This is a genomic window from Streptomyces sp. TE5632 (genome assembly GCF_054061295.1).
On sequence record NZ_JBSSEA010000002.1, the window covers coordinates 313767 to 328282 of the forward strand.

At 70.9% G+C, this 14516-nt stretch carries 18 protein-coding genes, 1 tRNA gene and 1 pseudogene; 11 read left to right on the forward strand and 9 right to left on the reverse strand.

The window, feature by feature from the left end; genetic code table 11:
• The first annotated feature begins 326 nt into the window (after positions 1-326).
• From ACVW19_RS03450 to ACVW19_RS03460, 3 genes and pseudogenes are all read left to right on the forward strand, one after another.
• Positions 327-980 carry a GntR family transcriptional regulator gene (locus tag ACVW19_RS03450; RefSeq protein WP_457456445.1) on the forward strand — a complete coding sequence of 218 codons (654 nt, stop codon included), beginning with the start codon at positions 327-329 and terminating at the stop codon, positions 978-980.
• 120 nt (positions 981-1100) lie between these two features.
• Positions 1101-1214: pseudogene (locus ACVW19_RS03455) on the forward strand (LLM class F420-dependent oxidoreductase); the annotation flags it as partial.
• Between the two features lie 120 nt (positions 1215-1334).
• Positions 1335-1760 (forward strand): SsgA family sporulation/cell division regulator, encoded by a 426-nt coding sequence (locus ACVW19_RS03460; protein ID WP_457456447.1) that lies wholly within the window; start codon positions 1335-1337, stop codon positions 1758-1760.
• Between the two features lie 43 nt (positions 1761-1803).
• Here the strand turns inward: ACVW19_RS03460 and ACVW19_RS03465 are convergent, their stop codons facing one another.
• Positions 1804-2301 carry a DUF6328 family protein gene (locus tag ACVW19_RS03465; RefSeq protein ID WP_457456449.1) on the reverse strand — a complete coding sequence of 166 codons (498 nt, stop codon included), beginning with the start codon at positions 2299-2301 and terminating at the stop codon, positions 1804-1806.
• A gap of 162 nt (positions 2302-2463) precedes the next feature.
• On the opposite strand from ACVW19_RS03465, the gene ACVW19_RS03470 reads away from it, so the two are divergent.
• Complete coding sequence (locus ACVW19_RS03470; RefSeq protein ID WP_457456450.1) at positions 2464-2802, forward strand: hypothetical protein; 339 nt, start codon at positions 2464-2466, stop codon at positions 2800-2802.
• A 51-nt stretch (positions 2803-2853) separates the two neighbouring features.
• Here ACVW19_RS03470 and ACVW19_RS03475 read toward each other — a convergent pair whose 3' ends face one another.
• From ACVW19_RS03475 to ACVW19_RS03485, 3 genes are read right to left on the reverse strand one after another with little or no spacing between them, the layout of a single operon-like run.
• Positions 2854-3837 carry an aldo/keto reductase gene (locus tag ACVW19_RS03475; protein ID WP_457456452.1) on the reverse strand — a complete coding sequence of 328 codons (984 nt, stop codon included), beginning with the start codon at positions 3835-3837 and terminating at the stop codon, positions 2854-2856.
• A 56-nt stretch (positions 3838-3893) separates the two neighbouring features.
• The gene (locus ACVW19_RS03480) at positions 3894-4604 is read right to left on the reverse strand and encodes a ribonuclease H family protein (protein ID WP_457456454.1); all 711 of its coding nucleotides are present in this window, start codon (positions 4602-4604) and stop codon (positions 3894-3896) included.
• A 37-nt stretch (positions 4605-4641) separates the two neighbouring features.
• Entirely contained in the window at positions 4642-5433 is a 792-nt protein-coding gene (locus ACVW19_RS03485) for a VOC family protein (RefSeq protein ID WP_457456455.1), read from the reverse strand.
• A gap of 187 nt (positions 5434-5620) precedes the next feature.
• Between ACVW19_RS03485 and ACVW19_RS03490 the strand changes: the two genes are divergently transcribed.
• Both ACVW19_RS03490 and ACVW19_RS03495 read left to right on the forward strand, forming a co-directional pair.
• On the forward strand, positions 5621-6586 hold the full coding sequence (locus ACVW19_RS03490) for an SGNH/GDSL hydrolase family protein (protein ID WP_457456457.1): 966 nt from the start codon (positions 5621-5623) through the stop codon (positions 6584-6586).
• A 57-nt stretch (positions 6587-6643) separates the two neighbouring features.
• Positions 6644-6880, forward strand: coding sequence for a hypothetical protein (locus ACVW19_RS03495; RefSeq protein WP_457456459.1), 237 nt, complete (start codon positions 6644-6646; stop codon positions 6878-6880).
• 367 nt (positions 6881-7247) lie between these two features.
• On the opposite strand, the gene ACVW19_RS03500 is transcribed toward ACVW19_RS03495, so the two are convergent.
• The 3 genes from ACVW19_RS03500 to ACVW19_RS03510 all read right to left on the reverse strand — a co-directional run bounded on the left by ACVW19_RS03500 (position 7248) and on the right by ACVW19_RS03510 (position 9593).
• A tRNA-Gln gene (locus tag ACVW19_RS03500) sits at positions 7248-7320 on the reverse strand.
• A gap of 79 nt (positions 7321-7399) precedes the next feature.
• The gene (locus ACVW19_RS03505) at positions 7400-8761 is read right to left on the reverse strand and encodes a hypothetical protein (protein WP_457456461.1); all 1362 of its coding nucleotides are present in this window, start codon (positions 8759-8761) and stop codon (positions 7400-7402) included.
• A 349-nt stretch (positions 8762-9110) separates the two neighbouring features.
• Positions 9111-9593, reverse strand: coding sequence for a VOC family protein (locus tag ACVW19_RS03510; RefSeq protein ID WP_457456462.1), 483 nt, complete (start codon positions 9591-9593; stop codon positions 9111-9113).
• Between the two features lie 234 nt (positions 9594-9827).
• Between ACVW19_RS03510 and ACVW19_RS03515 the strand changes: the two genes are divergently transcribed.
• Entirely contained in the window at positions 9828-10481 is a 654-nt protein-coding gene (locus ACVW19_RS03515) for an ATP-dependent Clp protease proteolytic subunit (protein WP_457456464.1), read from the forward strand.
• Positions 10482-10483: 2 nt separating this feature from the next.
• Entirely contained in the window at positions 10484-11086 is a 603-nt protein-coding gene (locus ACVW19_RS03520; RefSeq protein WP_457456465.1) for a ClpP family protease, read from the forward strand.
• 24 nt (positions 11087-11110) lie between these two features.
• Here ACVW19_RS03520 and ACVW19_RS03525 read toward each other — a convergent pair whose 3' ends face one another.
• Positions 11111-11584 (reverse strand): helix-turn-helix domain-containing protein, encoded by a 474-nt coding sequence (locus ACVW19_RS03525; RefSeq protein ID WP_457456466.1) that lies wholly within the window; start codon positions 11582-11584, stop codon positions 11111-11113.
• A gap of 191 nt (positions 11585-11775) precedes the next feature.
• Between ACVW19_RS03525 and ACVW19_RS03530 the strand changes: the two genes are divergently transcribed.
• Entirely contained in the window at positions 11776-12663 is an 888-nt protein-coding gene (locus ACVW19_RS03530) for an RNA polymerase sigma factor SigF (protein WP_457456468.1), read from the forward strand.
• A 182-nt stretch (positions 12664-12845) separates the two neighbouring features.
• On the opposite strand, the gene ACVW19_RS03535 is transcribed toward ACVW19_RS03530, so the two are convergent.
• Positions 12846-13301: an ATP-binding protein gene (locus tag ACVW19_RS03535; protein ID WP_457456470.1), complete on the reverse strand. Its 456-nt coding sequence runs from the start codon at positions 13299-13301 to the stop codon at positions 12846-12848.
• 162 nt (positions 13302-13463) lie between these two features.
• Here ACVW19_RS03535 and ACVW19_RS03540 point away from each other — a divergent pair, with 162 nt between their 5' ends.
• Together ACVW19_RS03540 and ACVW19_RS03545 are read left to right on the forward strand one after the other, a co-directional pair.
• Positions 13464-14048 (forward strand): PRC-barrel domain-containing protein, encoded by a 585-nt coding sequence (locus tag ACVW19_RS03540; protein ID WP_457456472.1) that lies wholly within the window; start codon positions 13464-13466, stop codon positions 14046-14048.
• Positions 14048-14497 carry a PRC-barrel domain-containing protein gene (locus ACVW19_RS03545; RefSeq protein WP_457456956.1) on the forward strand — a complete coding sequence of 150 codons (450 nt, stop codon included), beginning with the start codon at positions 14048-14050 and terminating at the stop codon, positions 14495-14497. The genes ACVW19_RS03540 and ACVW19_RS03545 overlap by 1 nt, the downstream gene beginning before the upstream one ends.
• Positions 14498-14516 lie beyond the last annotated feature (19 nt).

Below are 14516 nucleotides of genomic sequence, written 5' to 3' on the forward strand. Positions count from 1 at the left end.
CTCGTCAGGCTGTTGCAGAAGCGGGAGGTCGGCCCGGCCACCGGGTGCGCCGGGTGGGCGGCGTATCGCCCCGGCTGCGCGCCACGATGCATCAGAAGCTCCCGAAATCCCGTCAGGCGTACATGGGTCATGCACTCGAACGTGGACCCGGACCCGAGGACTCGACGGTTCTCACGTCCGGATTCAACTGCAAGCAACTGTATACACATGTAGACAGTGGCAGACTATGACCGTCTCGAATCGCGAGAACGTCTGTCCGCCGAGAACGCCGCTTCGCGTGCGCCGACGGCGGGCCGGTCCTCGGCACGGAAAGGGGAGCGACCAGTTTGAGCACCGCACGGGGAGACCGGGGCGCCGATACGGGCGCGGGCAGCCACTACACCCGGATCCGGCAGAGCATCCTCGACGGCCAGTCACCACCCGGAACCGTCCTGATCCCGACTGGTCTCAGCACGCAGTTCAACGTCTCGCGCACTCCTGTCCGGGAGGCGCTGATCCGACTCGAACAGGAGGGCCTGGTGACCCGGGCCACTCGCGGCTACGTGGTGCGCACCCGCACCCCCCAGGAGATCCTGGAGATCTGCGAGGCGCGCATCGCACTGGAGTCGTCGGCCGCACAGGCGGCCGCGACCCGTCGGACCGAACTCGACCTGGCCCGGCTCGTCCACGTCCACGAGTCCGCCGCGGCGTCGACGGACCCCGCGGAGCTGCAGGAGCTCAACCAACAGTGGCACCGGGCGCTGCGCGAGGCCGGGCACAATGCGACGATCACCGAGCTGATGGACCGTCTGGACGCCCAGCTGAAGGTCTACGACTCCGGCACCACCACCCGTCCGGACAACCTCACCCTGATCCTCGAGGAGCACACCCGGATCCTGGACGCGATCCGGCGCGGCGACGCGGCGGCCGCCCGGCAGCACGTCATCGAGCATCAGAGCCGTACCCGCGACCTGCGCATCGCCGCCCTCGCGCGGTCCTGAGCCCGTCCCCCATCCGGCCCGGGGCCGTCCTCGCCCCTCCGTCTCCGACCCCGGTCACCGGTGCAGATCCACCGTTATCGCCCCCTTCGATCGGGGACTCGGCGGTCATGACACATAGTGGAGGCCGGTTTCACCGAGATCGCCCTCGTGCGGATCGACGACGACACACAGCCGGAGCACCTCGACTGGTCGGAGAAAACCCTGCTGCCGGCACTGCGGAGCGCCTTCGGCTGAACGGAACCCCGTCGGGGGCGAGCCGGGCGCGGCACCGAGGAATCACCCGGAGGGATGAGCATACGGTCCGGTTGCGGGGTACCAGGGGGCTCTACGTCGGTACTTCCCGGAGGCCCCCTCGTGAACTCGTTCGTGCACAAGACCCTGGTGGTGGAGATCCAGGCGGGCGTCGCGGATCGCATTCCCGGGCTCGCCCACCTGAGTTACGACCCCGCGGATCCCTTCGCCGTCACCGTCGTGTTCAGCCACGAGGGCCGGGTCCTCGCACGCTGGCAGCTGGACCGGGACATGCTCTTCGACGGTCTCACCCGCCCGACCGGGACCGGTGATGTGCGACTGCGTCCGGAGTCCCCGGGCGTGGGGCGGGAACTGCGGATGGAGTTCTTCGGTGCGGCCCACGCCGACGGCGGCCGGCACCGCGCGGTGGTGTACGCGTGGGCCGAGACCGTCGGGGACTTCCTGCGCGAGACGTACCGGACGGTCGCACCGGGACACGAGGAGGTCCACCTCGACGACTTCCTCGCGAACGTCCTCGCCGGCAGCTGAGGGACGCCATCGGACAACAGACGACGCACAACGGACGACGGCGTCACCGCGTCGTGTGCCGGTGCCGGGCCCACAGCGGGAGCCCGAACCAGCACACCAGGTACCAGGTGACCACCCCGGCGACCAGGTACGGGACGAAGTCGTCGTGGGTCGCCACGCGCAGGATCAGCAGCAGTGCGGCGCTGGTGGTGGCGAGCAGCAGGACGAGGCCGAGCAGGGTCAGCCGGGACGCCCACCGCACCGCCTGCGGCTTGACGCGCCGCCCGGAGACGAGCCGGTGCAGCGAGACGGGGCCGATGAGCGCACCGGTGGCGCAGGCGCCGAGGGCGACCGTGACGATGTAGATCGTCTGGTCCGTTTCGGACAGTTGCTCGTACTTCGGGGTGAACACGACGGTCAGCAGGAAGCCGAAGAGGATCTGGACACCCGTCTGCGCGACGCGGACCTCCTGGATGAGTTCCTGCCACATCCGGTCCGCCCGCTCCTCCTCGGTCTCGTTGCGCCCCCTGCGCCTGCTCTCGCCCTGCTCCGGGTCCGGCACGATGCCTCCTGAGTTGAACGGCCTCGGTCCCTCTCTTCCCGCCTCTTCCCCGTCCGCGGCCGTTCTCCACGGTTCCGGGGCCGCTTCCCGGGCCCGGTTTGGGTGCCGGACGGCCGGTTGCACGGACGCCGACGACATCGAGACCGGGAGGTTGTGGGACGTATGCCCGATACCCAGCTCACCGTGACACTCAGCGGCGAGGGCGTCGACGACGCACGTGTGGTCGTCCGGGCCCTCGGGCAGGCGTTCGGGGCGCCGGACGAGCCTCCCCCCGACGAGCAGGCGACGGTCCACGTGGCGACCTCCACCGGGGAGGCCCGGACCGACGGCTCTCCCACGGACCCCGGGCGTCTGTCCGCGCCGGTGGCCGTCACCGTGCAGGGCGCCCCGGGTGCGGTGCGGCGGGCGAGCGACACGCTCGCCCAGGCCTTCACCACGCGTGACGAGGGAGCAGTCTCCGGCGACCAGGAGCAGGAGAGGCAGCTGCTCCTGGCGCCATGACGGTTCTGGGCCGCTGCCGGCGGACTCTGCCGACGGCTCTGCCGGGGACTCCTACCAGCGGGACTCCACCTGGTCCTTGATCCGCCGCGCATAGAGGTCGTCGATCGCGGTGAGCGTCCGCTCGGACAGCTCCGGGAGCCGGGCGGCGTGCGCGTTGGCGCGGGCCTGCTCGGGCGAGCGGGCGCCGGGGATGACGGTGGTGACGCCGGGCTGCCGGACGATCCAGCGCAGGGCCAGCTGGGCCGGGGTGTAGCCCTCGGGGGCGAGCGTGGCGAACTCGGCGGCGGCCTCGACGCCGGTCGCGTAGTCCACACCGGAGAAGGTCTCGCCCTGGTCGAAGGACTCACCGTGCCGGTTGAAGGTGCGGTGGTCGTTCTCCGGGAAGACGGTGTCCTTGGTGTACCTGCCCGACAGCAGCCCCGAGGCCAGCGGGACGCGGGCGATGACGCCGACGCCCGCCGCGCGGGCCGCCGGGAGCACCTCGAGCAGGGGCTTCATGCGGAACGGGTTGAGAATGATCTGCACGCTCGCCACGTTCGGCCGGCTGATCGCGGTCAGCGCCTGGGCGCAGGTCTCCACGCTGACCCCGTAGGCGGCGACGCGCTCCTCCGCCACCAGGGTGTCGAGGGCGTCGAAAACCTCGTCGGAGGAGTAGACGGGCGTCGGCGGACAGTGCAACTGCACCAGGTCGATGCGGTCGACACCGAGGTTGCGCCGCGAACGGTCGTTCCACGCACGGAAGTTGTCCAGCACGTAGTTCTCCGGGAGCTGTTCGGCCCGGCGGCCCATCTTGGTCGCGACCAGGACGTGCAGATCGGGCCGGCCGCTCAGGAACGACGCGATGGTCTGCTCGCTGCGCCCGTCGCCGTACACGTCGGCGGTGTCGAAGAAGGTGACCCCGGACTCGGCGGCGGCCTCCAGGACCGTGAGGGCCTGCTTGTCGTCGACCTCCCCCCAGTCCGCCCCGAGTTGCCAGGTGCCGAGACCGATCACGGAGGCGTGCTGACCCGACCTGTCGAATGTGCGCTCGTCCATGGCGTCAGTCTGTCATCCGTCGCGGCCCGGTGGGACGGCGAGACGAGCGGTCCTGCTCAGACGCTCGCGGTCGTGCGGCATTCGGGGTGGCCCCAGCCGCTGTCGTTCTTGGCGATGGACTCGCCGGCCGCGTAGGAGCGGCCGCAGAGGCAGCGGCCGGGGAACTTCGCCTTGATCGTGCGGGTCGAGGAGCCACCGCGCGGCCGGGAGGACGCCTTGGTCGCGGAGGAGCGGCGTTTCGCGGCGCCGGCCGGCGGGGTGTCCGGGGAGGGCGGCGGCTCGGGCGAGCCCGCGTCGCTGCCCGCGTCCTGCTGGACGACGGCCGCCTGGCTGGCGGCCCGGTCGGCGAAGTCGTTGAGCCGGTCGCCGTCGACCTGGTGGGCGGGGACGTAGCGGAACTCGACGGAGCGGCCCTGCAGGAGTTCGTCGATGCTGACGACGAGTTCCTGGTTGGCGACCGGTTTGCCGGCCGCCGTGCGCCAGCCGTTGCGCTTCCAGCCGGGCAGCCAGGTGGTGACCGCCTTCATGGCGTACTGCGAGTCCATCCGGACCTCGAGCGGCACATCGGGGTCGGTCGCCGCCAGCAGCCGTTCCAGCGCGGTGAGTTCGGCGACGTTGTTGGTGGCTCTGCCGAGTGCGCCCGCCTGCCAGCGGACCGGGGTCTCGGAGGCGTCGGCGATCACCCAGGCCCAGGCGGCGGGTCCGGGGTTGCCTTTGGAGGCCCCGTCGCACGCGGCCACAACACGTTCACGCATGCGCCCGATCATGCCATGGCCGGGCGGTGCGCCGGTCCGGGCCGGCGTCTCAGACGACGTCCGTCGTCTCGGGCGTCTCGCCCGTCGTGGTCGTGATGTCGATCACCGAGAAGTTCGCGCCCTGCGGGTCGCTGAGTGCCGCGAAGCGCCCGAAGGGGGTGTCCGTCGGCCCGAAGCGCAGGATGCCGCCGCGCTCGGTGGCCAGGGTCACCGCCTCGTCGCAGTTCCGGACGGTGAAGTAGATGTTGATGTACGGCGGCACCTCGGGCGGGAAGTCCTCCGTCATCTTCATCCGGCCGAGCACGGGTCGCTCGCCCAGGCCGTAGATCCGGAAGTCGGTCTCGTCCTCGAGCTGCTTCGACCGGTAGGAGAAGACGGTGGGGAAGAACGCGTCGGTCTTCTCCGGGTCCCGGGTGAAGACCTCCGCCCAGCAGTACGCGCCGGGTACGGCCGTCGCCTCGAAGCCTTCGTGGGTGCCGGCCTGCCAGAGGCCGAAGACGGCCCCGCCGGGTTCACGGGCCAGGCACATCGTGCCGAAGTCGCCGGCCCGCATCGGTTCCATCAGCAGTTCGCCGCCGTTGTCCCCGATCCGGACGGCGGTGGCGGCGGCGTCCCGGACCGCGAAGTAGAGGCACCACTGCGACGGGCCTTCCTGGCCCGGCATGGGCGGCACGACGGCCGCCGCCGCCTTGCCGTCGGCGTACGCCTGGGTGTAGTCGCCGAACTCCGAGGACGCGCCGAAGGTCCAGCCCAGGACGTCTCCGTAGAAAGCCTTGGCGGCCTCGACGTCGTTGAACACCGCGTCGGCCCAGCAGGGTGTTCCCTCGATTTGTACGGCCATGGCGGCGTGCCCTCTCCGGAGGCTGGTCGGTCCTTTGCGTCACGCTAGTCACCGTCGCCCGGACCCGCGCGCCGGGCACGGCCCGCGCGTCCCCGGTGAACGGCCTTTCCTGCACTGTGTCTTCCCCCCTGGGCTCTGCTGTGCTTGCCTGGGAGCCGTTTTCGCCGGGCGGGGCGGGGGTCGCCGTATGCGCAAGCCGTGGGTCGTGGGGATGGCGCTGGCCGCCGTGCTGCTCGGCGCGTGCGGGGACCCGTCGTCCGGGCCCGGGGTCGAGCCGCCACCGCCCGCCGCGCCCTCGGCGTCGGCCACCACGCACCAACGGCCCGCGGCCACGCCCGGCACCCCTTCGCCCGGTGCGGGCGGTTCCCGGGACGTCTCCCCCGGCGCCGCGTCCGGCGAGCCGCCCGAGCCGCCCACCGTGCTGTACCTCGGCGACTCACTCGCGATGGAGAACCAGAAGGTCCTCGGGCGGGAACTGCGCAAGGACCTGCGCGCGCGGTACACGAGCGCGCCCTACTCGGGTACCACCCTGTGCGACTACCTGGAGGGTTCCGCACGACGGTCCCTGGTCCCGGCGGCGGACAAGGCGGCGGCGCTGGTGCGCTCGCTGCGGCCGGACTACGTGGTGCTGCAGTTCTGGGGCAACGCCTGGGACTACACCCCCTGCATGGACGGAATCACCTACGACGCCTCACCTGAGAAGTACTTCGAGCGGTACGCGGCCGCCGCACGCCGGCTCACCGAGCAGATCCGCGCGGCCGGTGCGGCCCGACCGCCCCGGATCGTCTGGGTGTTGCAGGGACCCGACCCGATCACCCCCGACCGGGTCCGCCGGGTGAACACGCTCTACGAGGAACACGCCGCCGCCTCCGGCGGCCTGGTGGCCGACGCGGGCGGCGCGGTGAGTCCGGCCGGGGCGCGCTACACCTGGTCGCAGTACCTGCCGTGCGACGCCTACGAGCGGGCCCATCCCGAGTACTGCACCCAGCAGGGCCGAGGCCGCACCGCCCTGCACCTGGATGACGACTACCTGCACTTCTGCCTGGCGCCCACGACGTCGACGCCGAGACCCTGCCCGGTCCGCTCCCCCGGCATCCTGCGCATCGCGCGGGAGATCACCCGGGTGCTCGGGGAGCAGGTCCGCTCCCGCTGACGGGGTGCGTCAAAACCGTTCGACAACAGGCGCGTTCACCGCTGGGACGGGCGGCGTGTGGGCCCGCGGGCGGGGCGCTGTCGGTCTCGCTCATCCAACTGCCGTCAGGCTACCGCCACCCGCGACGACACCCGCCCCGCGCCCTACGGCTGGACGTGCACCTGCGGAGCCTCCCACCGCTTCCTGGAGACCTACGGCCTGGACCGCAGCGCCTGGCGCCACACCCACCCCACGCTCCTGGACCAGCTGCGGCAGTGGGCCGCCCGGCTGCTCCGGACCCGCAGCGCCAGCTGACTCCTGACCCGACGCCCTGCCCGGTCACCTACCTCACCGTCTCCCGCGCCCCGCCGACGCACCGATGTCAGCGGGCCGCGGTGTTGCCCACCCAACCCGCTGGGATCATTCGTGCTCATCCCCCGCCCGCGCCGCCGCATCGGCCGGCCCACCCGTAGCGCCCCGGCCTCCGCTACCCGTGGCGTCCCGCCCGGCTGCCCGGCGCCTGGAGCCGGTGATGCCCAGGACGCGCAGGAAGCGGCGCGGCGAGATCAAGCGCGTGCCCCGCACTGACGCGGCCTTGCCGGAGCATGACCGCGGTGCGCCGGTAAACAGCGGCTGGAGTAATCGGCTGGTCAGGCTGTTGGGGGGCGAGTACGTGAAGGGGCGACGAGGGCAGGATTCGAACCTGCGTCCACCCGGGATCAGAGCCGGGCGCTCCTCCGCAGAGCTTCCTCGTCGCCGCTGTGATCATTGTCGGGAGTTGCCGCGTGGGTCAACTGATTTGCAGGCCCAGCCCCGTGCGTTCATTGCCGTCGGTCACCACCACTCTTGAGCGGCAGCACGTTTGTCCTTGCCGGAGAAGACTCCTGCTGACCGAAGCGCGCTGGCTATGAGTGGGTCCGCCACGACGACTCCGTGCACCAGCTCGGGCGTGCGCCGGAAAGGCACGGCTTCAGCTGCCGACCTGGGGGCGGTCCAGGCGCTGGCCACCGGGTCCACCCGATGCCGGGCGCAGACTGCTTCGACGAGTGAGCGTGGGCATTCCTTCTCAGCCCGGAGGACTTCCCAGGGCAGAGGAAGCTCCGCCCAGATGTAGGTGTCCGGGTGCAGCCCGCCGCCGCTCATGCGGTGCCGGTACGCGACGTCGGCAGCCATGAGGCGGGGCACCTTGCCGGGGCAAACACGATCCAGGATCTCGTCCTGGCCCAACTCGCTGAGCAGCGCGAACCAATGTGCCCGGGCCGTGTTCCATGCTTGCGCGGCCTGGTTCCACGTCGACGAGTCGTTTCCGCGGCGCACGATCATCGTGTCGCGTTCCAGCGGGTGCCGGTCCCAGGCGTCTTCCAGCAGATCGGCGACCTGGCGCAGGAAACGGTTCCACCGAACCAGCAACTGTGTGAGGTCCTGGTCGGACACATGGGCCAGCACTTCGGCCGTAGGGTATACATGCGCGACCGCGTGCCAGCAAGTCCGCAGGGGAGCGTCCCGCAGGCGCTGGAACAAGGCCTCTGCGACCTCGTCGTAGACCTGACGTTGCCGGCCGTTGGTGAAGACGCTGCGCATGTAGCCGCGCGCCGTGATGTAGGCGATGAAGGCTGCCGTGTCCATGTCGATGGCGAACAGCTCGTACGGCAGGGCGTGAGCAAGCGCGCCTTTGCCGGTCATCGTCACTTCGCGGCGGTGCTGCTCGTGGATGAGTCGGGCCAGTTTGGCTTCCATCCGGCGCAGCAGCCGGAAACGCTTGTTGTACTGGCGTTTTGAGATCGCGCCGAGGCCCGCCGCCGTGCGCTCGACCCTGTTGAGGCGGTCCATGCCGAAGTCGTTCTGCCCGTACGATCGGCCGATCTCCTCGCCTGCATGCCGGATCACCGCCTCGATCTCGGCGGGATCGTCCCCGGCGCTGCCCAGCAGTTCCGTCACACTCGTGAACAGGCTCGCCGCTCGGGCGAGCTGGCGTTGTGCGCCGACGGGACGGGCAAACTCTTCCGCCATGGAGGTATAGCTGTGCCAGAGGTCGCGCAGCGAATGCTCGGCGGCTTTGGCGAGCGCCGCCTCGGTCGCTGTATCGAGGTCGGTGCCCTGTGCGGCGTGAAGATCTTGGATGAGGCGGCCCACATCCTCAGGACGCTTGCGCAGTATGAGTGACGCGTGCAGTTCACGGAGCAGTTGTTCGACCACGGGCGACGGCATAAGCGTCACCTTGTCATCAGCCTGCCCAGGGCTCTACTGGTTATCCGTCTGCCGTAGGCACACAGCGAGTTCGAGACAGCCCGCTTGCCAGTGCCCAGCCGTTGAGGCCGGGCTGCATCGCCACTCTGCGTTGCTTGTTCCCAGGAATACGGCAGCTACGGAACAAGTGCTCTGCGCCAGTAACCACTGGGACACCGACCTGGTGCTCGCGGCGAACTCACGGCATGTGCTCCAGGAGATCCTGGCCGAGCGGGCCCCACTGGGGCGGTGATCCGCCCGGGCCCGGCCGCCGTCGGCCGGGCGGGGCCCGTCCGCGGCCCCGCCCGCCCCGCCGGCGTCACTCGCCCGCGTACGCCTTCTCCAGGGCGGCGATGTCGAGCTTGCCCATGGACAGCATGGCCTTCATGGCGCGGTCCGCCTTCTCCTGGTCCGGGTCGCTGATCAGCTCGGTCAGCCGTACCGGGGTGACCTGCCAGGACACGCCGAACCGGTCCTTGAGCCAACCGCAGGGGCCGTGCTCCCCACCTCCCTCGACGAGCTTGTCCCAGTAGTGGTCGACCTCCGCCTGGTCGGCGCAGTCGATCTGGAAGGAGATCGCCTCGCTGAACTTGAACTCGGGTCCGCCGTTCAGCGCGACGAACCTCTGTCCGTCGGCCGTGAACTCCACGGTGAGGACGGAGCCCGTCGTGCCGTACCCGGACTCGGTGTACCGGAGGATCCGGCCGACACTCGAGTTCTTGAACACGGAGACGTAGAAGTCCGCGGCCTCTTCGGCCTGGCCGTCGAACCAGAGACATGTGGTGAATCCGTCGGTGGTCATGGATACCTCCCGGGGTGTGGAAAGGGCGTGGAACGCGGTCTGTCGTTGCCGACCGGCCCGCCCCTCGGAACTCATCGGTCGGCGGCGCTCTGCCCCTGGCGAATCTGCCGCGGGCAGAGAAAGCCCCACGGGCCGCCGCAGCCGGTCGAGAGTGAGGACACACGGTCGCACCGGCCGTGCGCCGAAGGGCAACACGGCACTGACACCTATAACACCGACAACACGGGAGCGCCGATGTCTCCACTCACCGCCGGCCGGCCGCCGGCTCCGCTGCCCCGGGCCGAGGAGGGCGACACCCCTTCGACCCGGTTCGACGACCATCTGGCCGCGCAGCTCCTCGCGCAGCGGATCGTGCTGCTCGGGACCCAGGTCGACGAGGTCTCCGCCAACCGGGTGTGCGCGCAGCTGCTGATCCTGTCCGCCGAGGACCCGCGCACCGACATCAGCCTGTACGTCAACAGTCCCGGCGGCTCCGTGCACGCGGGCCTGGCGATCTACGACACGATGCGGCTGATCCCCAACGACGTCTCGACGCTCGCCATGGGATTCGCGGCCAGCATGGGCCAGTTCCTGCTGAGCGTCGGCGCACCGGGCAAGCGGTACGCCCTGCCCCACGCGCGGATCATGATGCACCAGCCGTCTGCCGGGATCGGCGGTACCACCGCCGACATCGAGATCCAGGCGGAGAACCTGGAGTTCACCAAGCGGACCATCGAGCGGATCACCGCCGAGCACACCGGCCAGTCGGCGGAGACGATCTCCCGGGACGGCGATCGCGACCGCTGGTTCACGGCCGAGGAGGCCAGGGAGTACGGAATGGTGGACCAGGTGGTGGAGTCGCTGGACGATGTCCGGCCGGCCGCCTCGCGACGCCGGATGGGGCTGTGACGATGGGTACGTACACGATTCCGAACGTCGTCGAGCGCACCCCGCAGGGCGAGCGGTCCTACGACGTGTTCAGCCGGCTGCTGTCCGAGCGGATCATCTTCCTGGGCACCGAGATCGACGACGGGGTGGCCAACGTCGTCATCGCTCAGCTCCTCCATCTGGAGTCGTCGGCCCCGGAGAGCGAGATCGCGGTCTACATCAACTCCCCGGGCGGCTCGTTCACCTCGCTCATGGCGATCTACGACACCATGGCGTTCGTGCAGGCGCCGATCTCGACGTACTGCGTCGGTCAAGCGGCGTCCACGGCGGCGGTGCTGCTGGCCGGCGGGGACCCGGGGCGCCGGTTCGTGCTGGAGCACGCGCGGGTGCTGCTGGGCCAGCCGGCCACGGGCGGGCAGCGAGGCACGGTCTCCGATCTGTCGTTGCAGGCAAAGGAGATGCTGCGGATCCGTTCGCAGGTGGAGGAGGTCCTGTCCCGGCACACGCACCACGACGTGGCGACGCTGCGCGCGGACATGGACCGCGACAAGGTGTTCACCGCGCAGGAGGCCGTGTCCTACGGCCTGGCCGACGAGGTGCTGAGCCGGCGCCTCGTGGGTGCGTGAGGCGCCGGGCCCGGCACGGTCGCGTCAGGCGGCCAGGCACAGCCCGTCGTACGAGGCGCGGGGGGTGCCCCGGTTCGCGCCCCGGCCGGCGGGAGCCCGCAGGCCGGTGACGCGGACGAGTTCTCCCTGCGCCCGCGACAGCAGGTCGCCCAGGCCCAGTCCCAGGGCCTGGGCGGCGGCCGCGAGGACCTCCGACGAGGCCTCCTTGCGGCCCCGTTCCACCTCCGACAGGTACGGCATGGAGATCCGGGCCGTGTCGGCGACGTCCTTCAGCGTCCGTTCCTGGGCGAGCCGCTCACGCCGCAGCACGTCGCCGACCAGGTCGCGCCACAGCGGCTCCCTGGGAGCCGGAGCGGAAGCCGGAGCGGGGCCGGGAACGGGGACGGGGACGATGGGGGCCCGGCCCGGCGGGGCCGCGGCCCGGCGCGCGGGCTTCGGGCCCGCGGCCGCGGGCCGCAGGGGAATGACACGGACGTCGAGGGGCGCTTGATTGCTCACTCCTTCAGCCTAGGAATCCCCGCTCCGAGGGGAAGGGAGCGGCATTCCGCCCTGAGTGAAGGGGCGGAACGCCGAGCCTTTGCGGGGCTCTCGAAAAGTCGGGGGGAGTGTTCGGGGACAAGCTGGGTACCAGCACCTCCGAAGGACCGACGCACATCCGCCCGTGCACGTTCGTGGGGAGAGGTAGAGGTATGGAGACCGCCGTGATCCGGCCGCAGGCACAGGTCGTCGAGGAGAACGCCGAGGCCGGGACGGGTGACGGGAGCCTGCCGGGGGTGGTGGATCCCCGAGCCGTCGCTCCGCGCGATGCCAAGGAACTGTCCCGGCAGTTCTTCCGTCGTCTGGCGGAGCTGGAGGAGGGCACACACGAATACCAGTACGCGCGCAACACTCTGATCGAGATGAACATGTCGCTGGTGCGGTTCGCGGCCGGACGGTTCCGCGGCCGTGGCGACGACATGGAGGACATCGTCCAGACCGGCATGATCGGTCTGATCAAGGCGATAGACCGGTTCGAGCTGTCGCGCGAGGTCGAGTTCACCTCCTTCGCGCTGCCGTACATCGTCGGTGAGATCAAGCGTTTCTTCCGTGACACCACGTGGGCGGTGCATGTGCCGCGGCGGCTCCAGGAGCTGCGGGTGGAACTGGCCAAGGCCCGCGAGGAGCTCTCCAGCCGGCTGGACCGCGATCCCACGGTCGCCGAGCTCGCCACGCTGATGAACATCACCGAGGAGCAGGTCAACGAGGGACAGCTCGCCGCGAACGGCTACAACTCCTCGTCGCTGGACGCCGCCCTCACCGGTGACGGCCCGGAGAACGGCGAAGCCGTCCTCGCCGACTTCATCGGTATGGAGGAGGAGGGGCTGCGGCTCGTCGAGGACTTCCACGCGCTCGCGCCGCTCATGGCCGAGCTGAGCGACCGCGACCGCGAGATCATCCGCATGCGGTTCGTGGAGGAGGCCACCCAGGCTGAGATCGGCGAGCGGCTCGGGTGCTCGCAGATGCACGTCTCCCGGCTGATCAAGCGGATCATCGGCCGTCTGCGCGAGGGCATGCTGGGCGAGCTGGGCTGCGCCTGACGCCCTGAGGGACGGACACCGCACGCGGCTGCCGGCCCACCCTGTGAGGGTGGGCCGGCAGCCGCGTGCTCGGTTTGTCGTTTCCCGGTGGGTGCGGGCCGTCCAAAGACGCCCTTGGGGAGTGGGAGCTCTGCCGACAGGCGTTCTCGGCCAGGCGTTCCTGGCCGACGTCGGCCGGTGTCTCAGCCGGCGTCGAGGCTCAGCACCGCGCCGACGCGCTTGCCGACCGGTACCCGCTCCACGAAGAGCTCCCGCGCCAGGGCCCGGACGATCTCCAGTCCGTGGCAGCCGATGCGCTGGGGGTCACGGGGGAAGACCCGGGGCAGGGTGCCGCTGCTGTCGTACACGGCGACCGTGATCGCTTCGTCCGTGCCCTCCAGCTCCAGGATGTACGGGCCGCCGCTGTGCCGGTCGGCATTGGTGACGAGTTCGCTCACCACCAGGAGTGCCGCGCCGTCGGTCCGCCGGCCGATCGTGGCGCACCACTCGGTCCTCAGCTGTTCCAGGAAGCGCGCGGCGAAGTCGCGCGCCTCGGCGATGCATCCCGGCTCGCCGGTGAAGTGTGCCGTCCGCCGCAGCGGTTCCACGGGCACGTCGAAACCAATCGGTATCACTGCCCCGTCCAGGTGATTGGTCATGCGTATCTCTCTGGGAAGCCGGACTGGCCGGACGTTCTGCACCCGTGCACCTACCCCGAGTCGGGCGGCACAGTCCCCTGATCGGTGTTCGTCATGCCACACGGAGGGCACCCGGACAAGCGGGTGCGGAGCGGGGACCGCCTCCGGTGGGAAGGGCGAGCCATGAACGAACTGTTGGCGGTGCGATGCCTGCGGACGCTGCCCGTGGTGACGCTGGGCGGCGATGCGGTGGCCCACGTCAAGGACACGGTCCTCGACGCCACGACCGGGCGCGTCACCGGCTTCACGCTCACCGGCCGAACTCTGCTGTCGGGTCCCCTGCCCCGGGATCTGCCCTGGCCGGCGGTGCATTCCCTCGGCCGGCACGCGGTCATGGTCCGCGACGAGAGGGCGCTGTGCGAGGTGCCCCTGTCGGTGGCCCGCCGCGACGCCCTGCACGGGCGGCTGCTCAGCGCGCAGGTCCTCACCGACGAGGGTGACGCGGTCGGCACGGTCCTCGACGTCCTGGTCGAGGGCGGCACCAGTGGCCGGATCGTCGCCTTCCGGCTCGCCGCGCACCGGGAGTTGGTGCCGGGCTCGAGGCACCGCCGGCACCAGGTGTACGTGCCGCGGGGCGAGGCGGTCTCCGTCTCCGGCCGGTCGCTGGTCATCCCCGCGCACGCCACCACCTACGTCACCGACGACCTGCCGGCCTTCGTGGCGCGGGTCGGCGCGTTCCATGCCCGGCGGACGGGCGCGCTGCCGTGATGCTGTTCTCCCGGGTGCGAGGGCTGCCGGTGCTGACCCCGGGGGACGGGGACCGGCTCGGCGTCGTGCGGGCGCTGACGGTCGACGCGGCGTCCGGCACGGTCACCCATGTGCGGGTACGGAGCGGGCGCCTGCGCAGGGAGACCGTGCTGGCCTGGGACGACGTGGACGCCGCCGGTCCGGACATGCTGATCGCCCTCCCGCCGTCCTCCGCCTCGGCCGAGCCCCCACCGCATCACGATCTGCTCGGCAGCAGGGTCCTCACCGAGGACGGCGAGGAGCGCGGCACCGTGCTCGACGCGGCCTTCGACCCGCTCACCGCCCGCATCGAGGCGGTCCTCACCACACGCGGCGAACTCCCGGCCGACCGCCTCCTCGGGCTGGGCGACCACGCTCTGGTGATCCGCGCTCGGGGCACCGGGCGCGGGACACCGGCACCGCACGGCTGACTGGGCGACCGACTGGGTG